Source organism: Citrobacter sp. H12-3-2 (assembly GCF_009649895.1).
GTDB lineage: Bacteria > Pseudomonadota > Gammaproteobacteria > Enterobacterales > Enterobacteriaceae > Citrobacter > Citrobacter portucalensis.
In genome coordinates this window covers 4840566-4859625 of record NZ_CP045837.1, presented here as the reverse complement: position 1 = coordinate 4859625, position 19060 = coordinate 4840566, and the positions used below count along the sequence as shown (strand labels likewise).

Sequence of the window (19060 nt, the reverse complement as noted above, 5' to 3'; positions counted from 1 at the left end):
TGAGAGTTATTGTAATGCGCGTAGTAGCGCATCGTTGTCGGCGTTATCAGCGACCTTAATATCTTGCCAGCCCAGTTCCCGGGCGAGGTGCGCCAGACGCTCACTGACGACCAACAGCCGACAGCGTAGTAACCAGTGCTCACGATACCACTGCGGAATGAGCGACCAGAGCTGTTGTAGCATCTCTCCGCTGGTGACAACCACCGTGGTTACGCCACGGGATTGCCAGCGCATCGCTTCTTCCGCACCATCGTAATGTTTTGCACTGCGTTGATAACATTCACAAAAATCGACATCGGCTCCGCGTGCCGTCAGGGTTTCACCTATCAGCTCCCGGCCACCGTTGCCGCGTAATATAAGTGTGCGTTTTCCCGCAATATTTTGTAATTCAGGTAATTGTAGCAAGACTTCGCTAATTTCCCGATCCAGAGGGTAGTGAATATTGAAGCCGCTAACAGTATGCAGCGCCAGCGCCGTTGTACGGCCAATGGCAAAATAACGTGGAAGGGATGGCCAGCTTTTCTCTTGCTGGCGAAGTTCGGCATCTGCAAAGGTAACGGCGTGCTGCGAGAGGGCGAAGACCAGATCGTTCTCCGTCAGCGCCGACAGTCGGGAAGCAAGCGTTGCCAGTTCCCGACCAGGTGAAAACTCGATGAGCGGAAAACTCCAGGCCACCTGCCCCAGTGTGCGCAGTCGGCTCACTAACTCTTCCCCTGCGGGAGACGGGCGGGTGACCAGAATACTCATGCGGGGGCTTCTCCGTTATAAACTTCCGCCAGAATGGCGCGCGCACCGTTCTCCAGCAGTTCTTCTGCCAGAGAGATGCCCATCTGTTCGGCATCTTGTGTAGCGCCGCGACGTTCTCCGCATACCATCTGTGAACCGTCTGGCGCGCCGACCAGCGCACGTAGCCAAATCTCACCGTCGATGATTTCGGCATAGCTGCCAATAGGTACCTGACATCCCCCTTCCAGGCGGGTGTTCATGGCGCGTTCTGCTTTGACGCGTAGCGCGGTCTCTTCATGGTTGAGCGGCGCTAACAGTGCCTGAGTGCGCATATCATCCAGTCGACATTCTATGCCTACTGCGCCTTGCCCGACAGCGGGCAGGGAGACTTCCGGCGGCAGAGCGGTGCGGACTCGCGACTCAAGACCTAAACGTTTTAATCCGGCGACCGCCAGAATAATGGCGTCATAATCGCCGTTATCCAGTTTGCTGAGGCGCGTGCCTACGTTGCCGCGCAGCGAACGGATGACGAGATCCGGGCGACGCTTCGCCAACTGGCACTGGCGGCGCAAACTGGATGTCCCGACGATGCTGCCTGCGGGGAGTTCATCCAGCGAGTTGTACTTATTTGATACGAAAGCATCACGCGGATCCTCTCGCTCACAAATGGTGACCAGCCCAAGACCGTCAGGGAATTCAACCGGCACATCCTTCATGGAATGCACGGCGATATCGGCGCGTTTTTCCAGCAGCGCGACTTCCAGCTCTTTAACAAACAACCCTTTCCCCCCGACCTTCGCCAGTGGGGTATCAAGGATCACATCGCCACGGGTTACCATAGGAACCAGTTCCACGATCAGACCGGGGTGGTTTGCCATTAAGGCGTCTTTGACATAATGTGCCTGCCAGAGCGCAAGGGGGCTTTGGCGTGTGGCAATTCTCAAAACATTGTCTAACATGCTTGTTACCGTCATTATCAATCATTGACCATCCTAACATCCTTATCAAAGGGATGTCAGCGTTACGCTCAAACGTAAGTGAGAGGAAAAGGCGCAGCATCATCACTGGCAGTGAATAATGACGAGAAACCTCCCGACCGTATGAAGGAATTTACACGTAACGAACGGTGCTACACTTGTATGTAGCGCATCTTTCTTTACGGTCAATGAGCAAGGTGTTAAATTGATCACGTTTTAGACCATTTTTTCGGCTGAACAGCATAAAAAATATGGGCGAAAAACAGGTAACGGTTATTTTTGACATACGGTTTATCCGAATTGATGGCGATTATTGTGAGCGCTTGCGCCGCGGCAATCGACAACATGACGGATAGCAACATCAGGCGATACGTCTTGTACCTCTATATTGAGACTCTGAAACAGAGACTGGATGCCATAAATCAACTGCGTGTGGATCGCGCGCTTGCTGCCATGGGACCTGCCTTCCAGCAGGTATACAGTCTGCTGCCGACATTATTGCACTACCACCATCCGCTGATGCCGGGTTACCTCGATGGTAACGTTCCCAAAGGCATATGCTTTTACACGCCTGATGAAACCCAACGCCACTACCTGAACGAACTGGAACTGTACCGCGGTATGTCGCCGCAGGATCCTCCCAAGGGCGAACTGCCGATCACCGGCGTTTACTCAATGGGCAGCACCTCTTCGGTAGGGCAAAGCTGTTCCTCTGACCTTGATATCTGGGTCTGCCATCAATCCTGGCTGGATAGCGAAGAGCGCCAGCTGCTGCAGCGTAAATGCAGCCTGCTGGAAAGCTGGGCCGCCTCGCTGGGCGTGGAGGTCAGTTTCTTCCTGATTGATGAAAACCGTTTCCGTCACAATGAAAGCGGCAGTCTGGGTGGTGAAGACTGTGGCTCGACGCAGCATATCCTGTTGCTTGATGAATTCTATCGCACCGCTGTGCGCCTCGCGGGTAAACGTATTCTGTGGAATATGGTGCCTGGCGACGAAGAAGAGCATTACGACGATTACGTCATGACGCTCTACGCGCAGGGGGTGCTAACGCCAAACGAATGGCTGGATCTCGGCGGACTCAGTTCGCTTTCCGCCGAAGAGTACTTTGGCGCCAGCCTCTGGCAGTTGTACAAGAGTATCGACTCCCCGTACAAAGCGGTGCTGAAAACGCTGCTGCTGGAAGCCTATTCCTGGGAATACCCAAATCCACGCCTGTTGGCGAAAGATATTAAACAGCGCCTGCACGATGGCGAGATCGTCTCTTTTGGTCTCGACCCTTACTGCATGATGCTGGAGCGCGTTACCGAGTACCTCACGGCGATCGAAGATCCGACGCGCCTGGATTTAGTGCGTCGATGTTTCTACTTAAAAGTGTGTGAGAAACTGAGCCGTGAGCGCGCCTGCGTGGGCTGGCGTCGTGAAGTATTAAGTCAGTTAGTGAAAGAGTGGGGCTGGGATGACGCCCGTCTGACCATGCTGGATAACCGCGCTAACTGGAAGATTGACCAGGTACGCGAAGCGCATAACGAACTGCTCGATGCGATGATGCAGAGCTATCGTAATCTGATCCGCTTTGCGCGGCGCAATAACCTCAGCGTCAGCGCCAGCCCGCAGGATATCGGCGTGCTGACCCGTAAGCTGTATGCCGCGTTTGAAGCGTTGCCGGGTAAAGTCACGCTGGTGAACCCACAGATATCTCCGGATCTCTCGGAACCGAATCTGACCTTTATCCATGTACCGCCGGGTCGTGCCAACCGTTCAGGTTGGTATCTCTACAACCGCGCGCCGAACATGGACTCGATCATCAGCCATCAGCCGCTGGAATATAACCGCTATCTCAACAAGCTGGTGGCGTGGGCCTGGTTCAACGGCCTGCTGACCTCGCGTACGCATTTGTTTATTAAGGGCAACGGCATTGTTGATTTGCCGAAGCTGCAGGAAATGGTCGCCGACGTGTCGCACCACTTCCCGCTGCGGCTGCCTGCACCAACGCCGAAAGCGCTCTATAGCCCATGCGAAATTCGCCATCTGGCGATTATCGTTAACCTCGAATATGACCCAACGGCAGCATTTCGCAATCAGGTGGTACATTTTGATTTCCGTAAGCTGGACGTCTTCAGCTTTGGCGAAGAGCAAAATTGCCTGGTAGGAAGCGTCGACCTGCTATACCGCAACTCGTGGAACGAAGTGCGTACGCTGCACTTCAACGGCGAGCAGGCGATGATTGAAGCGTTAAAAACGATTCTGGGCAAAATGCACCAGGATGCCGCGCCGCCAGATAGCGTTGAGGTCTTCTGCTATAGCCAGCATCTGCGCGGTTTAATTCGCACCCGCGTCCAGCAACTGGTGTCTGAGTGCATCGAGCTACGCCTCTCCAGTACCCGTCAGGAAACCGGACGTTTCAAAGCGCTGCGTGTTTCCGGCCAGACGTGGGGATTGTTCTTCGAGCGCCTGAACGTTTCGGTACAGAAGCTGGAAAACGCAATTGAATTCTATGGCGCGATTTCACATAACAAACTGCACGGGCTTTCCGTCCAGGTTGAGACCAACCATGTGAAACTGCCGTCGGTGGTCGACGGTTTTGCCAGTGAAGGGATTATTCAGTTCTTTTTCGAAGAAACGGGTGATGAGCAGGGCTTTAATATCTACATTCTGGACGAAAGCAATCGGGCCGAGGTGTATCACCACTGCGAAGGTAGCAAAGAGGAGTTGGTACGAGACGTCAGCCGTTTCTACTCATCGTCGCACGATCGTTTTACCTACGGCTCCAGCTTCATCAACTTTAACCTGCCGCAGTTCTATCAGATTGTGAAAGCCGACGGGCGCGCGCAGGTGATTCCGTTTCGTACCCAACCGATAAGCGCCGTTCCGCCAGCCAGTCAGGACAACGACACGCCGCTGTTACAGCAGTATTTCTCGTGAGTTAACTTGCCCGGTGGCGCTATGTTTACCGGGCCTACAGTAGGCCGGATAAGCAAAGCGCATCCGGCACTAAAGCTTAGCGGAAGCTCACCTCTTCACCCGCCTGCTGCGTTGCCGCTTGTTCCAACAGATCCCAGAACGTTTCGCCGCTTCGGTCGCAGATCCATTCGTCGCCTTTCAGGTCAAAGTGGTAGCCGCCCTGTTTGGTCGCAAGCCACACTTGGTGGAGCGGCTCCTGACGGTTAATGATAATTTTGCTGCCGTTTTCGAAGCTGATGGTCAGCACGCCGCCGTTGATCTCACAATCGATATCGCTGTCGCCATCCCAGTCATCCAGACGTTCTTCAATGGTCATCCAAAGGGTGTCAGCAAGGCGATGAAATTCACTGTCGTTCATTTTCTTATCCTATTTTTCGTGATGCCCGCAGTATAACGTGGAATAAATCGCGATGCAGTTTTTAGCCAAACTCTTGCTTTTACGCCTTCTCCTGCGATGATAGAAAACAGAAAGCATGAACTTTACAGGCAATCCATAATGAAAAACGTGTTAAAGCCACTCGCTGTCATTTTTACTCTGTTCAGCCTGACGGGCTGTGGGTTAAAAGGCCCGCTCTATTTCCCGCCAGCTGATAAAACCGCGCCGCCTCCGACCAAGAGCGTTCAGCCGCAATCGCAATCCACCACGCCTGAGAAAAACGATCGTGGGATTAGTGATGGGCCTTCTCAGGTGAATTACTAACGGCAGGAATAGATTTTACATTTCTGTACCCGCGTGAACGGAGTGAATGATGCAATTCTCTAAAATGCATGGCCTTGGCAACGATTTTATGGTCGTCGACGCGGTAACGCAGAATGTCTTTTTCTCACCAGAGCTGATCCGCCGCCTGGCCGACAGACATCTCGGCGTTGGATTTGATCAACTGCTGGTGGTTGAGCCTCCGTATGATCCGGAGCTGGATTTCCACTACCGTATTTTTAATGCCGACGGCAGTGAAGTGTCACAGTGTGGCAATGGCGCCCGCTGTTTTGCCCGTTTTGTTCGCCTGAAAGGGCTGACTAATAAACGTGATATTCGCGTCAGTACCGCGAATGGTCGTATGGTATTAACCGTCACCGACGACGAGCTGGTGCGGGTGAATATGGGCGAACCCAATTTTGAACCCTCGCAGGTTCCTTTTCGCGCTAACAAAGCAGAGAAGACCTATATTATGCGCGCGGCCGAACAGACAGTATTGTGCGGCGTGGTTTCAATGGGGAACCCGCACTGCGTGATTCAGGTTGATGATGTTGATACGGCCACGGTAGAAACACTGGGACCGGTTCTGGAAAGCCACGAACGCTTCCCTGAACGCGCCAATATCGGATTTATGCAGGTGGTAAAACGCGAGCATATCCGACTGCGCGTCTATGAGCGCGGCGCGGGTGAAACGCAGGCCTGCGGCAGCGGTGCGTGCGCTGCCGTTGCGGTCGGTATCCAGCAGGGTCTGCTGGCAGAAGAAGTGAGGGTGGAATTACCGGGCGGTCGACTTGATATCGCCTGGAAAGGTCCGGGTCATCCGCTGTATATGACTGGCCCGGCGGCACATGTCTACGACGGATTTATTCACTTATGAAGCAACCAGGGGAAGAACTACAGGAAACGCTCATGGAGCTGGACGACCGGGCGGTCGTCGATTACCTGCAACGTAATCCTGAGTTTTTTATCCGTAATGCCCAGGCCGTTGAAGCGATGCGAGTTCCGCACCCAGTGCGGGGCACGGTCTCTTTAGTGGAATGGCATATGGCGCGGGCACGTAATCATATTAACGTGCTGGAAGAGAACATGGCGTTGTTGATGGAACAAGCCAACGCCAATGAAAGCCTGTTCTATCGTCTGTTAAATCTGCAAGGGCGGCTGGTGTCGGCCAGCAGTCTTGACGACATGCTGATGCGATTTCATCGCTGGGCGCGTGAGTTAGGGCTGGCCGGAGCGACGGTTCGTCTGTTCCCGGATCGCTGGCGACTTGGCGCGCCATCAAAATTCACCCATCTGGCATTAAGCCGTCAGGCTTTTGAACCGCTGCGTATCCAGCGTCTGGGTCAGTCACAGCACTATCTTGGGCCGCTCAATGGTCCGGAATTGCTGGTCATGATGCCGGAGGCGAAAGCCATAGGCTCGGTGGCGATGTCGATGCTCGGGCAAGATGGCTCTCTGGGCGTGATGCTGTTTAGCAGCCGTGACGTTAATCATTACCAGCAGGGGCAAGGCACGCAATTGCTGCAGGAAATCTCGCTGATGTTGCCGGAACTGCTGGAGCGCTGGATTGAACGCGTATGACCGATTCACCCCTTTCTCAGGATGTGGCGCGCTTTTTGCGCTATCTGGGCGTTGAGCGTCAGCTTAGCCCGGTCACATTGCTTAATTATCAGCGTCAGCTTGATGCCATCATTGCGTTAGCCGGAGAGACCGGTCTGCAAAGCTGGCAACAATGTGATGCTGCGATGGTACGTAGTTTTGCTGTTCGCAGCCGTCGTAAAGGACTGGGGCCGGCGAGTCTGGCACTGCGTCTCTCCGCGTTACGCAGTTTCTTCGATTGGCTGGTTAATCAGGGCGAGCTGAAAGCCAATCCGGCAAAAAGCGTTTCCGCGCCGAAAGCACCGCGTCATCTCCCTAAAAACATCGATGTCGACGATGTTAATCGTCTGCTGGATATCGATCTCAACGATCCCCTTGCCGTGCGCGATAGAGCAATGCTGGAAGTGATGTACGGCGCGGGTCTGCGTTTATCTGAGTTGGTTGGGCTGGATATTAAACATCTCGACCTCGACACCGGCGAAGTGTGGGTGATGGGTAAGGGCAGTAAAGAGCGTCGCCTGCCGATTGGCCGCAACGCGGTGGCGTGGATTGAGCACTGGCTGGATCTACGCGGGCTATTTGGCAGCGATGACGATGCGCTATTTCTGTCCAAACTGGGCAAACGCATCTCGGCGCGTAATGTGCAGAAACGCTTTGCTGAATGGGGTATCAAGCAGGGGCTGAACAGCCACGTACATCCCCACAAATTGCGTCACTCCTTTGCGACGCATATGCTGGAGTCGAGCGGCGATCTGCGCGGAGTGCAGGAGTTATTGGGTCATGCCAATCTCTCCACGACTCAAATCTATACCCATCTTGATTTTCAACACCTGGCTTCAGTGTACGATGCGGCGCATCCGCGCGCCAAACGGGGGAAATAATGCGTTTTTACCGGCCTTTGGGGCGCATTTCTGCGCTCACCTTTGACCTTGATGACACCCTTTACGATAACCGTCCCGTTATCACACGCACCGAGCAGGAAGCGCTCGCGTTTGTACAGAATTACCATCCGGCGTTGAATTCGCTGCAAAATAGCGACCTACAGCGCTTACGTCAGGCCGTTCGTGACGCCGAGCCGGAAATCTACCACGATGTTACCCAATGGCGTCACCGTGCCGTAGAGCGCGCTATGCTGGAGGCGGGGTTGTCAGCGGCAGAAGCCAGAATGGGGGCGAATGCGGCGATGATGAATTTTGCCAAATGGCGTAGCCGCATTGAAGTCCCGCAGCCGACGCATGACACGCTGAAGGCGCTGGCCCGCAAATGGCCGCTGGTGGCGATCACCAACGGTAACGCGCAGCCGGAACTGTTTGGCCTGGGTGATTACTTTGAGTTTGTGCTGCGTGCCGGTCCCGACGGACGATCAAAACCGTTTAGCGACATGTACACGTTGGCGGCGGAAAAACTGAAAATGCCTGTGGGTGAGATTCTGCACGTGGGTGATGACCTGACGACGGACGTCGCGGGCGCCATCCGTTGTGGTATGCAGGCCTGCTGGATCAAACCGGAAAATGCCGACCTGATGCAAACCGCAGACAGTCGTTTGCTTCCGCATATCGAAATTTCACAGTTGGCATCTCTGACCTCGCTGATATAATCACCAGCAGAACTCTGTATATATACCCAGCTTTTTGGCGGATGGCGCTACGCTTATCCGCCTTACCTACTTTTACGCGGCGGTGCCAATGGACGTTTCTTACCTGCTCGACAGCCTTAATGATAAACAGCGTGAAGCGGTGGCCGCGCCACGCAGCAACATGCTGGTTCTGGCAGGCGCGGGGAGTGGTAAAACGCGCGTGCTGGTGCACCGTATAGCCTGGTTACTGACGGTTGAGAACAACTCGCCGTACTCCATTATGGCGGTGACCTTTACCAACAAAGCGGCGGCGGAAATGCGCCACCGTATCGGCCAGATCATGGGAACCAGCCAGGGCGGTATGTGGGTAGGTACATTCCACGGTCTGGCCCACCGTCTGCTGCGCGCGCACCATATGGATGCGAACCTGCCGCAGGATTTTCAGATCCTCGACAGCGAAGACCAACTGCGTTTGCTCAAGCGTCTGATCAAGGCGATGAACCTTGATGAGAAGCAGTGGCCGCCGCGTCAGGCGATGTGGTTCATCAACAGCCAGAAAGACGAAGGGCTGCGTCCGCATCATCTGCAAAGCTACGGCAACCCGGTTGAGCAAACCTGGCAGAAAGTGTATCAGGCTTACCAGGAAGCGTGTGACCGCGCGGGGCTGGTGGATTTCGCCGAGCTGCTGCTGCGCGCCCACGAGCTGTGGCTCAACAAACCGCATATCCTGCAGCACTACCGCGAACGTTTTACCAATATCCTGGTGGACGAATTTCAGGATACCAACAACATTCAGTACGCGTGGATCCGCCTGCTGGCGGGCGATACCGGCAAGGTAATGATCGTCGGCGATGACGATCAGTCAATCTACGGCTGGCGCGGAGCGCAGGTGGAGAACATCCAGCGCTTCCTTACGGACTTCCCCGGCGCAGAAACTATTCGCCTGGAGCAGAACTACCGCTCGACTAACAATATCCTCAGCGCGGCCAACGCCCTGATTGAAAACAACAACGGGCGTCTGGGTAAAAAGCTGTGGACCGACGGCGTCGACGGCGAACCGATCTCGCTGTACTGCGCGTTCAACGAACTCGATGAAGCGCGCTTTGTGGTCAATCGTATCAAGACCTGGCAGGACAACGGTGGTGCGCTGGAGCAATGCGCCATTCTGTATCGCAGCAACGCCCAGTCGCGCGTACTGGAAGAGGCGTTGTTACAGGCCAGCATGCCGTATCGGATTTATGGAGGGATGCGCTTCTTCGAACGCCAGGAAATCAAAGATGCGCTTTCCTACCTACGCCTGATCGCCAACCGCAATGACGACGCCGCATTTGAGCGCGTGGTGAATACGCCCACCCGCGGGATTGGCGATCGTACTTTGGATGTGGTGCGTCAGACCTCCCGTGACCGCCAGCTAACGTTGTGGCAGGCCTGTCGTGAGCTGTTGCAGGAAAAAGCCCTCGCGGGTCGCGCCGCCAGCGCCTTACAGCGCTTTATGGAGCTGATTGACGCACTGGCGCAGGAGACCGCCGATATGCCGCTGCACGTGCAGACTGACCGGGTGATTAAAGACTCCGGCCTGCGCATGATGTACGAGCAGGAAAAAGGCGAGAAAGGCCAGACGCGTATCGAAAACTTAGACGAACTGGTGACGGCAACGCGCCAGTTCAGCTACAACGAAGAAGACGAAGACTTAATGCCGCTGCAGGCATTCCTGTCTCACGCTGCGCTGGAAGCGGGCGAAGGGCAGGCGGATACCTGGCAGGACGCGGTACAACTGATGACGCTGCACTCGGCGAAAGGTCTGGAGTTCCCGCAGGTGTTTATCGTCGGGATGGAAGAAGGCATGTTCCCCAGCCAGATGTCGCTGGACGAAGGCGGTCGCCTCGAAGAAGAGCGCCGCCTGGCTTACGTAGGCGTGACCCGCGCAATGCAAAAGCTGACGCTGACCTACGCCGAAACGCGTCGTCTGTACGGCAAAGAGGTTTACCATCGTCCGTCGCGCTTTATCGGCGAACTGCCGGAAGCGTGCGTTGAAGAGGTTCGCTTGCGCGCCACTGTCAGCCGCCCGGTGAGCCATCAGCGGATGGGCACGCCAATGGCGGAAAATGATACCGGCTATAAGCTCGGCCAGCGCGTGCGCCACGCTAAATTTGGCGAGGGCACCATCGTCAACCTGGAAGGAAGCGGCGAACACAGTCGTTTGCAGGTCGCGTTCCAGGGGCAGGGGATCAAATGGCTGGTTGCCGCCTACGCCAGACTGGAAACGGTATGATCGCCTGATGTCGCTGCGCTTATCAGGCCTACGCGGAACGTAATATTTTGATTTGTAGGCCGGATAAGGCGAAGCCGCCATCCGGCTATCTGTCGGTTAATATTCTGAAATCATAGATAAATAATTCCCCTCTGCTAACCTTTCTGTATAAGGGGAAATTATTACTTTTTCGCCATCCGTTGCGTGTTGACGTCAAAATTTTGCTGGCGTAACATGCGCGCACGATTACGCTAAGAGGACATTCGCCTTGGACACACCCAGTAGATACTGGCTCATTATCCTGTCATCCAGGATCAACTCCTAAGGCTATCCCTTTTTGCTGATAGCCTTCGCGGTTGTCAGCGACCTTCTGTTTTTTCCCGTCGCGCTGAGTCAGGCTGTTTAATGGTCTGAAACCCAATTTGTTTCTGTGTGCCCTCCGAACTGTCCGATAATTTTTTGCATTGGGAGTCCCGGTCATGCTGAGCGCATTTCAACTGGAAAACAATCGTTTAACTCGCCTTGAGGCAGACGAGATCGAGCACCTGGCCAGTTCGGTTTGGGTCGATTTAGTCGAGCCGGATGACGAAGAACGAAACCGTGTGCAAAAGGACTTGGGCCAGAATCTGGCTACGCGCCCTGAACTGGAAGACATCGAAGCATCCGCACGTTTTTTTGAAGACGAAGACGGTCTGCACATCCACTCCTTCTTCTTTTACGAAGACGCCGACGATCACGCGGGTAACTCAACCGTCGCATTTACCATTCGCGAAGGCCGCCTGTTTACTCTGCGCGAGCGCGAACTGCCGGCCTTCCGCCTGTACCGCATGCGTGCGCGTAACCAGGCGATGGTGGATGGTAACGCTTACGAGCTGTTGCTCGACCTGTTCGAAACCAAAATTGAACAGCTGGCAGATGAAATCGAAAACATCTACAGCGACCTGGAAAAACTCAGCCGTGTGATCATGGAAGGGCGTCAGGGCGATGAGTATGACGAAGCGCTGTCGACGTTGGCGGAACTGGAAGATATCGGCTGGAAGGTACGTCTGTGTCTGATGGATACCCAGCGCGCGCTGAACTTCCTGGTACGTAAAGCGCGTTTGCCGGGCAGTCAGCTGGAGCAGGCGCGTGAGATCCTGCGCGATATCGAGTCACTGCTGCCTCATAATGAATCGCTGTTCCAGAAGGTTAACTTCCTGATGCAGGCGGCGATGGGCTTTATCAACATCGAGCAGAACCGCATCATCAAGATCTTCTCGGTGGTTTCTGTGGTATTCCTGCCGCCGACGCTGGTGGCTTCCAGCTACGGGATGAACTTTGAGTTTATGCCGGAATTGCACTGGAGCTTCGGTTACCCGGGCGCGATTGTCTTTATGATGCTCGCGGGTTTGGCGCCGTATCTGTACTTTAAGCGCAAGAACTGGCTGTAATCACTGTACTTTATCCGGCCTACGGCGATGTGCTTTTGTAGGCCGGATAAGCGAAGCGCCATCCGGCACTCCCCTAGCTCCGACGAACCCGTCGTTGCGTATAAATCGCATCCATCACGAAAATCGCCAGCGCCACCCAGATAAACGCAAACGTGACCATTTTATCCGTTCCCGGGACTTCACCGTAGAAGGTGACGGCCAGCAGGAACATCAGCGTAGGCCCGATATACTGGAAGAATCCCAGCGTGGACAGACGCAGGCGGGTTGCCGCGCCGGTAAAGCACAGCAGCGGAATGGTGGTCACGACACCCGCGGCAATCAGCAGCAGGTTGAGCGACATGGGGTTTTGCCCCATATGGCTGGTTGAGCTGTCCGCAATGCCAAACAGATAGATGGCGGCGACAGGTAAAAGCCACAGGGTTTCGATCAGCATGCCGGTTTGTGCTTCGACGGCAATCTTCTTGCGCACCAGCCCATAGAACGCAAAGCTGAACGCCAGTCCCAGCGCGATTATTGGCAGCGATCCGAAGGTCCACAGCTGTACCAGCACGCCGCAGGCGGCTAACAGTACCGCCAGCCACTGCATGCGACGAAAGCGCTCACCGAGGAATAGCATTCCCAGCACAATATTCACCAGTGGGTTAATAAAATAGCCGAGGCTGGCTTCCAGCATATGGTGATTATTGACCGCCCAAATGAACAGCAGCCAGTTTCCGCCGATGAGCACTGCAGAGAGCGCCAGCAGGAAGATCTTCTTTGGCGTTTGGAGCAGCGTTTTGACGCCTGACCACTGGCGGCTGATGCTCATCAGTACCACCATAAAGAAAAATGACCAGATGACGCGGTGCGTCAGGATCTCATCCGCCGGAACATAGTAAATCAGCTTGAAGTAGGCGGGAGCGATACCCCAAATAAAATAAGCAGCAAGAGCGAGTAGCACGCCCTGCCGCGTTTGTTTAGCATCCATCGGGAAAACTCATTGCAGAAATGTAACAGCAGTTTACCTTTTTTTAGGCACTTACCCCACCATATAAGTGGCGGTTGCGCTGGCAATATAAAGCTGTTCTTCGTTATGCAATTCCACGCGCGCAACAGCGACTTTATTACCCGCCCGCAGCAGGCTGCTGGTGGCGGTAAAGCGATTCCCTCTTCCGGGGCGCAGATAATCAACACGCAAATCGATTGTACCCATGCGTGACATCCGCTGACGCAGTTCGTCCTCACTGATTGTTTCATGGCGGGTCAGCGTACTCCCAACGCATACCAGCCCGGCGGCGACGTCCAGCGCCGAGGCGATCACGCCGCCATGCAGAATGCTTTGCGCCCAGTTGCCGACCATCATCGGTTGGTTATTAAAGGCTAATTGAGCGAATTCTTTCTCATAGCGTTCGAGCTCCAGTCCCAGCGCCCGGTTAAACGGCATATGATAGACAAACATTTCACCCACTAACTTCAGCGCTTCCTCAGCAGTAAGTACGGCAGACATACGATCCCTACATCTCGGTGGTTAATGAAATGTTGATATTATGCTTATTATTTGTTGTTTTCTACTTTAGGACGGGATAACTAACGAGTAACTAGCTAAGTATGTAGAATACTTGCCAGATAATTATACAATTCATCAATATTTTGGTTCAGGAGAACATTACCGATGCGGGCGATTCTGGGATGGTTACTACCAGCAATTATGCTGCCGTTGACCGCGTATGCGCAGGAAGCGACAGTGAAAGAGATTCATGATGCACCGGCGGTTCGTGGCAGTATTATCGCCAATATGCTGCAGGAACATGACAACCCTTTCACGCTTTATCCTTATGATACCAACTATCTTATTTACACCAATACCAGCGACATGAACAAAGAGGCGATCAGCAGTTATAGCTGGTCCGAAAATGCGCGCAAAGATGAGGTTAAGTTTCAGCTAAGCCTGGCGTTTCCGCTCTGGCGCGGGATATTAGGCCCAAACTCGGTACTTGGTGGTTCCTATACCCAGAAGTCCTGGTGGCAGCTTTCGAACAGTGAAGAGTCTTCACCGTTTCGCGAAACCAACTACGAACCGCAATTATTCCTCGGTTTCGCTACCGACTATCGCTTTGCCGGTTGGACGCTTCGTGATGTCGAAATGGGTTATAACCATGACTCCAACGGCCGATCCGATCCCACGTCACGTAGCTGGAACCGTCTTTATACCCGTCTGATGGCTGAAAATGGTAACTGGCTGGTGGAAGTTAAGCCGTGGTACGTGATTGGTAGCACCGACGATAACCCTGATATCACTAAATACATGGGCTACTATCAGCTGAAAATGGGGTATCACCTGGGTGACGCGGTTATCAGCGTGAAAGGCCAGTACAACTGGAATACCGGCTACGGCGGCGCAGAGCTGGGGGCCAGTTATCCCATCACGAAGCATGTGCGTCTATACACTCAGGTCTACAGTGGTTACGGCGAATCGCTGATTGACTACAACTTCAATCAGACGCGTGTTGGTGTGGGCGTGATGCTCAACGATATCTTCTGATAAGTATTGAGAGTATTTTAATCATTGCAGTTTCTCTCTCAGGCGCTGAAAATAGCGCCTGTTTTTATTTCGGGCGAATGGGGTTAATGTGGCGCAGGCGGAAGTGTTGAATCTGGAAATGGGCGCTAAACAGGTTTTGCAGGAAACCTTTGGCTACCAACAGTTTCGCCCCGGTCAGGAAGAAATCATTGATACCGTGCTCTCTGGTCGCGACTGCCTGGTCGTTATGCCGACCGGCGGCGGTAAATCCCTGTGCTATCAAATTCCCGCATTATTGCTAAACGGACTCACCGTTGTTGTTTCTCCGCTGATTTCCCTGATGAAAGATCAGGTCGATCAACTGCTAGCCAACGGCGTGGCGGCGGCGTGCCTGAATTCTACTCAAAGTCGTGAACAGCAGCTTGAGGTGATGGCGGGCTGTCGCAGCGGGCAGATTCGCTTACTGTACATTGCGCCCGAACGCCTGATGCTGGATAACTTCCTTGAGCATCTGGCGCACTGGAATCCGGTGCTGCTGGCGGTTGATGAAGCGCACTGTATTTCGCAGTGGGGGCATGATTTCCGCCCCGAGTACGCTGCGCTGGGCCAGCTGCGCCAGCGTTTCCCGACGCTGCCGTTTGTGGCGCTGACCGCGACCGCGGATGAGACAACCAGGCTGGACATTGTGCGTCTGCTGGGACTCAACGATCCGTTAATTCAGATCAGCAGCTTTGACCGCCCGAACATTCGCTACATGCTGATGGAGAAGTTTAAGCCGCTCGATCAGCTGATGCGCTACGTGCAAGAGCAGCGCGGTAAGTCTGGCATTATCTATTGTAACAGTCGCGCCAAAGTCGAAGACACCGCCGCGCGTCTGCAAAGCCGTGGCATCAGCGCCGGGGCTTATCATGCCGGGCTGGAAAATGCCGTACGCGCCGAGGTGCAGGAGAAATTCCAGCGTGATGACCTGCAAATCGTAGTGGCGACCGTGGCGTTCGGTATGGGGATCAACAAACCTAACGTACGCTTCGTGGTGCATTTCGATATTCCGCGTAACATCGAATCCTATTACCAGGAAACCGGCCGCGCCGGGCGTGATGGCCTGCCGGCGGAAGCGATGCTGTTTTACGATCCGGCTGATATGGCATGGCTACGCCGTTGCCTCGAAGAGAAACCCGCCGGGCAACTGCTGGATATCGAACGTCATAAGCTCAATGCGATGGGGGCGTTTGCCGAGGCGCAGACCTGTCGTCGTCTGGTGTTGCTGAACTATTTTGGCGAAGGGCGCCAGGAGCCGTGTGGCAACTGCGATATCTGTCTCGACCCGCCAAAACAGTACGACGGACTTATGGATGCGCGCAAAGCGCTGTCGACGATTTACCGTGTTAACCAACGCTTCGGCATGGGATACGTCGTGGAAGTGCTGCGCGGAGCGAATAACCAGCGTATTCGCGAACTGGCTCATGACAAACTGCCGGTCTATGGCATTGGTCGCGAGCAAAGCCACGAACACTGGGTGAGCGTTATTCGCCAGCTTATTCACCTGGGCCTGGTGACGCAGAATATTGCTCATCACTCCGCGTTACAGCTAACCGAAGCCGCGCGTCCGGTGTTGCGCGGTGACGTTGCGTTACAGCTTGCTGTACCACGTATTGTGGCGCTGAAACCGCGTGCGATGCAGAAATCCTTCGGTGGTAACTACGACCGCAAACTGTTCGCCAAATTGCGTAAGCTGCGTAAAGCCATTGCCGACGAAGAGAACATTCCGCCGTACGTGGTGTTCAACGACGCCACGCTGATTGAAATGGCGGAGCAGATGCCGGTTTCACCGAGTGAAATGCTAAGCGTAAACGGTGTGGGGATGCGTAAACTGGAGCGTTTCGGTAAAGAGTTTATGGCGCTTATTCGCGCACACGTTGATGGTGACGACGAAGAGTAGTCAGCCGGGCAAAAAAGTGCCAGGATGGTGACTCACTGAACTATTCCCCCGCGAGTCATTTTTATGTTAACGCTTTTTTTCACCGTTGCGTTGGTGCATATCGTTGCGCTGATGAGCCCCGGTCCCGATTTCTTTTTTGTTTCTCAAACTGCGGTTAGCCGTTCGCGCAAAGAAGCTATGATGGGCGTGCTGGGCATTACCTGCGGCGTCATGGTCTGGGCTGGCGTGGCACTGCTCGGCCTGCATCTGATTATCGAAAAAATGGCCTGGCTGCATACCATTATTATGGTCGGCGGGGGGCTGTATCTGTGCTGGATGGGTTATCAGATGCTGCGCGGCGCGTTTAAAAAACAGGATGTTGCAGCGCCCACTCCGCAGGTGGAGCTGGCGCAGAGCGGACGCAGCTTTTTGAAAGGTTTGCTGACCAACCTGGCGAACCCTAAAGCCATTATCTATTTTGGCTCCGTCTTCTCATTGTTCGTTGGCGACAACGTGGGAACGGGCGCGCGTTGGGGGATCTTTGCTCTGATTATCGTGGAAACGCTGGCGTGGTTTACCGTGGTCGCCAGCCTGTTTGCGCTCCCGAAAATGCGTCGTGGCTATCAGCGTCTGGCGAAGTGGATTGATGGTTTTGCCGGCGCGCTGTTCGCAGGCTTCGGTATCCATCTGATTATTTCGCGCTAAGTTTGTTGCCCGCCTGGGACTCCCAGACGGTATGCGGCTTATTGCGCAAGCTTCTGTAGCTCATCCTTCGAAAGGCCGGTCATTTCCATAATTGCATCGGTATCAAGACCCCGCTTTAGCATCGCTTTTGCTATGTCCAGTATGGCAATACGTTTGCCCTCTTCGCGGCCTATCTGCTTTAGTTGATCCGCCATTGTCATCAGTTTGTCTCCATGCTGCGGCACACGCTGTGCCAGCTTATACAATAATGTCTGAACATCTTGTGTATTCCCTGCTTGCACCATGTAGTTTACCAGCACGGTTATTTGTTGTCCGCTCATCTTCTCCAGCATAAACAGGCGGGTAAGTTTATCCAGCAACTGCGCCATGTCGCGCTGGCGAATGTGTTTTTGTACTAATGTCAGTGCCGCCATGCTGCGATGCTGCATGATCTCATCATCTGGAATAACCGTCACATCCACCAACGGAAATGGTGTGCTGTAAAGTTGAAGGGCGGTTCCAGAATCCTCAAAGTGATCCAGCCAGTTCATTGAGCCTTGCCATGGGCTTTGCTTGCCATGGTAAAAGAGCACTGGAATAACCAGCGGCAGAGTGTCGTTTCCAGCCTCAAGATGACGCTGCATCGCTGCGATAGCGTAGCGCATCAGGCGAAATGACATGTGCTTATCCGGTGAGCTTTGATGCTCAATGAGCACATGTACATAGCCATGTCCGCTGGTGGTTTCCAGTGAGTAGAGAATATCGCTGAAATAGGGGCGCAGATCGTCCTCCACAAAACTGCCTGATTCCAGACGGAGCGTTTCCAGTTTGCATATTTTGATTAACGAGGGAGGAAGATGAAGTTCGATAAAGTCCCGCGCGGTTTCCACGCGGGAGAGGAAGGTTTTAAATACTGCGTCATGTGGTGTTGTTACTTCCGCCATCGTTAATCATCCGTGAGTGGTGAATATGGCAGCATTCTGGCATTAGCAATCAACGTCTAACAGTACAGGATAAAAGGCTTTTCTCCCTTTGCGGCGAAGTACGAAAAGCCATGTTCAGAGGCTCTTACAGATAGCATTTCATTGCGAGCGACGTTCCATTTGCTAGGCATGCCTTGCCGATGCCAGCAGGGCACCTATCAGCATAAACAGCGAGCCAAACACTTTGTTCAGCGCCTTCATTTGCTTTGGCCCTTTAATCCAGCCAGCAATGCGCGTGGCCAACGTCGCGTAACCGATCATCACAATGATATCGACCACGATGGTCGTGACGCCAAGCACCACATACTGCATCAACTGCGGTTCTTGTGGCAGGATAAACTGCGGGAACAGAGCGGCAAGGAAAACTATGCTCTTAGGATTGGTCAGATTAACAAAGACCGCGCGTTTGAACAGCCGGCTGCGCGATTGCGTATTCGCCATGGTATTCAGATCGATAGCACCCGCCGCCCGCCATTGTTGAATACCCAGCCAAATCAGATAGGCCGCTCCCGCCCACTTCAGCACCTCAAATGCGATCACCGAACGTGAAAATAGCGTTCCCAGTCCTACGCCAACCAGAACGATATGAATACCCAACCCGGTCTGCAAACCCGCAATCGACGCGCTGGCACCGCGATATCCGTGGCTGATGGCGGTGGTCATGGTATTGATTGCGCCAGAGCCTGGGGACAAGCTCAAAATAATAGAGGTCAGCAGGTAGGCGAACCACCATTCAAAGGTCATGAGAAACTCCCGGA

Annotated in this window: 19 protein-coding genes; 12 read left to right on the top strand and 7 right to left on the bottom strand. The window is 54.0% G+C overall.

The genetic code is table 11. The annotated features are described in order from the left end of the window. Positions 1-6: 6 nt before the first annotated feature. Entirely contained in the window at positions 7-747 is a 741-nt protein-coding gene (gene hemD / locus GHC22_RS23060) for a uroporphyrinogen-III synthase (RefSeq protein ID WP_153753935.1), read from the bottom strand. Beyond that, complete coding sequence (hemC, locus tag GHC22_RS23055; protein ID WP_003828972.1) at positions 744-1685, bottom strand: hydroxymethylbilane synthase; 942 nt, start codon at positions 1683-1685, stop codon at positions 744-746. Before hemC ends, hemD begins: the two co-directional genes overlap by 4 nt. Positions 1686-2078: 393 nt before the next feature. On the opposite strand from hemC, the gene cyaA reads away from it, so the two are divergent. Then, positions 2079-4625 (top strand): class I adenylate cyclase, encoded by a 2547-nt coding sequence (gene cyaA / locus GHC22_RS23050; protein ID WP_153754010.1) that lies wholly within the window; start codon positions 2079-2081, stop codon positions 4623-4625. Between the two features lie 76 nt (positions 4626-4701). Here the strand turns inward: cyaA and cyaY are convergent, their stop codons facing one another. After that, a complete protein-coding gene (gene cyaY / locus GHC22_RS23045) occupies positions 4702-5022 on the bottom strand; it encodes an iron donor protein CyaY (RefSeq protein ID WP_003828967.1) in 321 nt (106 codons plus the stop codon). 138 nt (positions 5023-5160) lie between these two features. On the opposite strand from cyaY, the gene GHC22_RS23040 reads away from it, so the two are divergent. The 8 genes from GHC22_RS23040 to corA all read left to right on the top strand — a co-directional run bounded on the left by GHC22_RS23040 (position 5161) and on the right by corA (position 12217). Further along, positions 5161-5364, top strand: a complete 204-nt coding sequence (locus GHC22_RS23040; RefSeq protein ID WP_003017937.1) for a lipoprotein — start codon at positions 5161-5163, stop codon at positions 5362-5364. A gap of 49 nt (positions 5365-5413) precedes the next feature. Beyond that, a complete protein-coding gene (gene dapF / locus GHC22_RS23035) occupies positions 5414-6238 on the top strand; it encodes a diaminopimelate epimerase (RefSeq protein WP_003017933.1) in 825 nt (274 codons plus the stop codon). Beyond that, the gene (locus GHC22_RS23030) at positions 6235-6942 is read left to right on the top strand and encodes a DUF484 domain-containing protein (RefSeq protein WP_008787084.1); all 708 of its coding nucleotides are present in this window, start codon (positions 6235-6237) and stop codon (positions 6940-6942) included. Before dapF ends, GHC22_RS23030 begins: the two co-directional genes overlap by 4 nt. Next, positions 6939-7841: a tyrosine recombinase XerC gene (gene xerC, locus GHC22_RS23025; protein WP_103015294.1), complete on the top strand. Its 903-nt coding sequence runs from the start codon at positions 6939-6941 to the stop codon at positions 7839-7841. Before GHC22_RS23030 ends, xerC begins: the two co-directional genes overlap by 4 nt. Next, the gene (gene yigB, locus GHC22_RS23020) at positions 7841-8557 is read left to right on the top strand and encodes a 5-amino-6-(5-phospho-D-ribitylamino)uracil phosphatase YigB (protein WP_008787086.1); all 717 of its coding nucleotides are present in this window, start codon (positions 7841-7843) and stop codon (positions 8555-8557) included. The genes xerC and yigB overlap by 1 nt, the downstream gene beginning before the upstream one ends. 88 nt (positions 8558-8645) lie before the next feature. Further along, positions 8646-10808: a DNA helicase II gene (uvrD, locus tag GHC22_RS23015; RefSeq protein ID WP_003828957.1), complete on the top strand. Its 2163-nt coding sequence runs from the start codon at positions 8646-8648 to the stop codon at positions 10806-10808. Positions 10809-11055: 247 nt separating this feature from the next. After that, positions 11056-11112, top strand: a complete 57-nt coding sequence (ysgD, locus tag GHC22_RS24760) for a YsgD/CorL family protein (RefSeq protein WP_212723238.1) — start codon at positions 11056-11058, stop codon at positions 11110-11112. Between the two features lie 154 nt (positions 11113-11266). Continuing rightward, positions 11267-12217 carry a magnesium/cobalt transporter CorA gene (gene corA, locus GHC22_RS23010; RefSeq protein ID WP_003017920.1) on the top strand — a complete coding sequence of 317 codons (951 nt, stop codon included), beginning with the start codon at positions 11267-11269 and terminating at the stop codon, positions 12215-12217. 73 nt (positions 12218-12290) lie between these two features. Here corA and rarD read toward each other — a convergent pair whose 3' ends face one another. Further along, complete coding sequence (gene rarD / locus GHC22_RS23005; RefSeq protein WP_003828953.1) at positions 12291-13184, bottom strand: EamA family transporter RarD; 894 nt, start codon at positions 13182-13184, stop codon at positions 12291-12293. Positions 13185-13235: 51 nt separating this feature from the next. Continuing rightward, entirely contained in the window at positions 13236-13703 is a 468-nt protein-coding gene (gene yigI / locus GHC22_RS23000) for an acyl-CoA thioesterase YigI (RefSeq protein WP_003017917.1), read from the bottom strand. Positions 13704-13868: 165 nt separating this feature from the next. On the opposite strand from yigI, the gene pldA reads away from it, so the two are divergent. From pldA to rhtC, 3 genes are all read left to right on the top strand, one after another. Beyond that, positions 13869-14738 carry a phospholipase A gene (gene pldA, locus GHC22_RS22995; RefSeq protein ID WP_003828947.1) on the top strand — a complete coding sequence of 290 codons (870 nt, stop codon included), beginning with the start codon at positions 13869-13871 and terminating at the stop codon, positions 14736-14738. An 88-nt stretch (positions 14739-14826) separates the two neighbouring features. Continuing rightward, on the top strand, positions 14827-16656 hold the full coding sequence (recQ, locus tag GHC22_RS22990; RefSeq protein ID WP_008787089.1) for an ATP-dependent DNA helicase RecQ: 1830 nt from the start codon (positions 14827-14829) through the stop codon (positions 16654-16656). Positions 16657-16719: 63 nt separating this feature from the next. Then, a complete protein-coding gene (rhtC, locus tag GHC22_RS22985; protein ID WP_003828942.1) occupies positions 16720-17340 on the top strand; it encodes a threonine export protein RhtC in 621 nt (206 codons plus the stop codon). Between the two features lie 38 nt (positions 17341-17378). Here rhtC and GHC22_RS22980 read toward each other — a convergent pair whose 3' ends face one another. Further along, positions 17379-18263, bottom strand: coding sequence for an Rpn family recombination-promoting nuclease/putative transposase (locus GHC22_RS22980; RefSeq protein ID WP_153753934.1), 885 nt, complete (start codon positions 18261-18263; stop codon positions 17379-17381). A 162-nt stretch (positions 18264-18425) separates the two neighbouring features. Then, positions 18426-19046, bottom strand: a complete 621-nt coding sequence (gene rhtB, locus GHC22_RS22975; RefSeq protein ID WP_003828938.1) for a homoserine/homoserine lactone efflux protein — start codon at positions 19044-19046, stop codon at positions 18426-18428. Positions 19047-19060: the final 14 nt, after the last annotated feature.

Coding starts and splice junctions, on each gene's coding strand:
- hemD (WP_153753935.1), bottom strand. CDS start 747: ATGAGTATTCTGGTCACCCGCCCGTCTCCCGCAGGGGAAGAGTTAGTG.
- hemC (WP_003828972.1), bottom strand. CDS start 1,685: ATGTTAGACAATGTTTTGAGAATTGCCACACGCCAAAGCCCCCTTGCG.
- cyaY (WP_003828967.1), bottom strand. CDS start 5,022: ATGAACGACAGTGAATTTCATCGCCTTGCTGACACCCTTTGGATGACC.
- GHC22_RS23040 (WP_003017937.1), top strand. CDS start 5,161: ATGAAAAACGTGTTAAAGCCACTCGCTGTCATTTTTACTCTGTTCAGC.
- dapF (WP_003017933.1), top strand. CDS start 5,414: ATGCAATTCTCTAAAATGCATGGCCTTGGCAACGATTTTATGGTCGTC.
- GHC22_RS23030 (WP_008787084.1), top strand. CDS start 6,235: ATGAAGCAACCAGGGGAAGAACTACAGGAAACGCTCATGGAGCTGGAC.
- xerC (WP_103015294.1), top strand. CDS start 6,939: ATGACCGATTCACCCCTTTCTCAGGATGTGGCGCGCTTTTTGCGCTAT.
- yigB (WP_008787086.1), top strand. CDS start 7,841: ATGCGTTTTTACCGGCCTTTGGGGCGCATTTCTGCGCTCACCTTTGAC.
- uvrD (WP_003828957.1), top strand. CDS start 8,646: ATGGACGTTTCTTACCTGCTCGACAGCCTTAATGATAAACAGCGTGAA.
- corA (WP_003017920.1), top strand. CDS start 11,267: ATGCTGAGCGCATTTCAACTGGAAAACAATCGTTTAACTCGCCTTGAG.
- rarD (WP_003828953.1), bottom strand. CDS start 13,184: ATGGATGCTAAACAAACGCGGCAGGGCGTGCTACTCGCTCTTGCTGCT.
- yigI (WP_003017917.1), bottom strand. CDS start 13,703: ATGTCTGCCGTACTTACTGCTGAGGAAGCGCTGAAGTTAGTGGGTGAA.
- pldA (WP_003828947.1), top strand. CDS start 13,869: ATGCGGGCGATTCTGGGATGGTTACTACCAGCAATTATGCTGCCGTTG.
- rhtC (WP_003828942.1), top strand. CDS start 16,720: ATGTTAACGCTTTTTTTCACCGTTGCGTTGGTGCATATCGTTGCGCTG.
- GHC22_RS22980 (WP_153753934.1), bottom strand. CDS start 18,263: ATGGCGGAAGTAACAACACCACATGACGCAGTATTTAAAACCTTCCTC.
- rhtB (WP_003828938.1), bottom strand. CDS start 19,046: ATGACCTTTGAATGGTGGTTCGCCTACCTGCTGACCTCTATTATTTTG.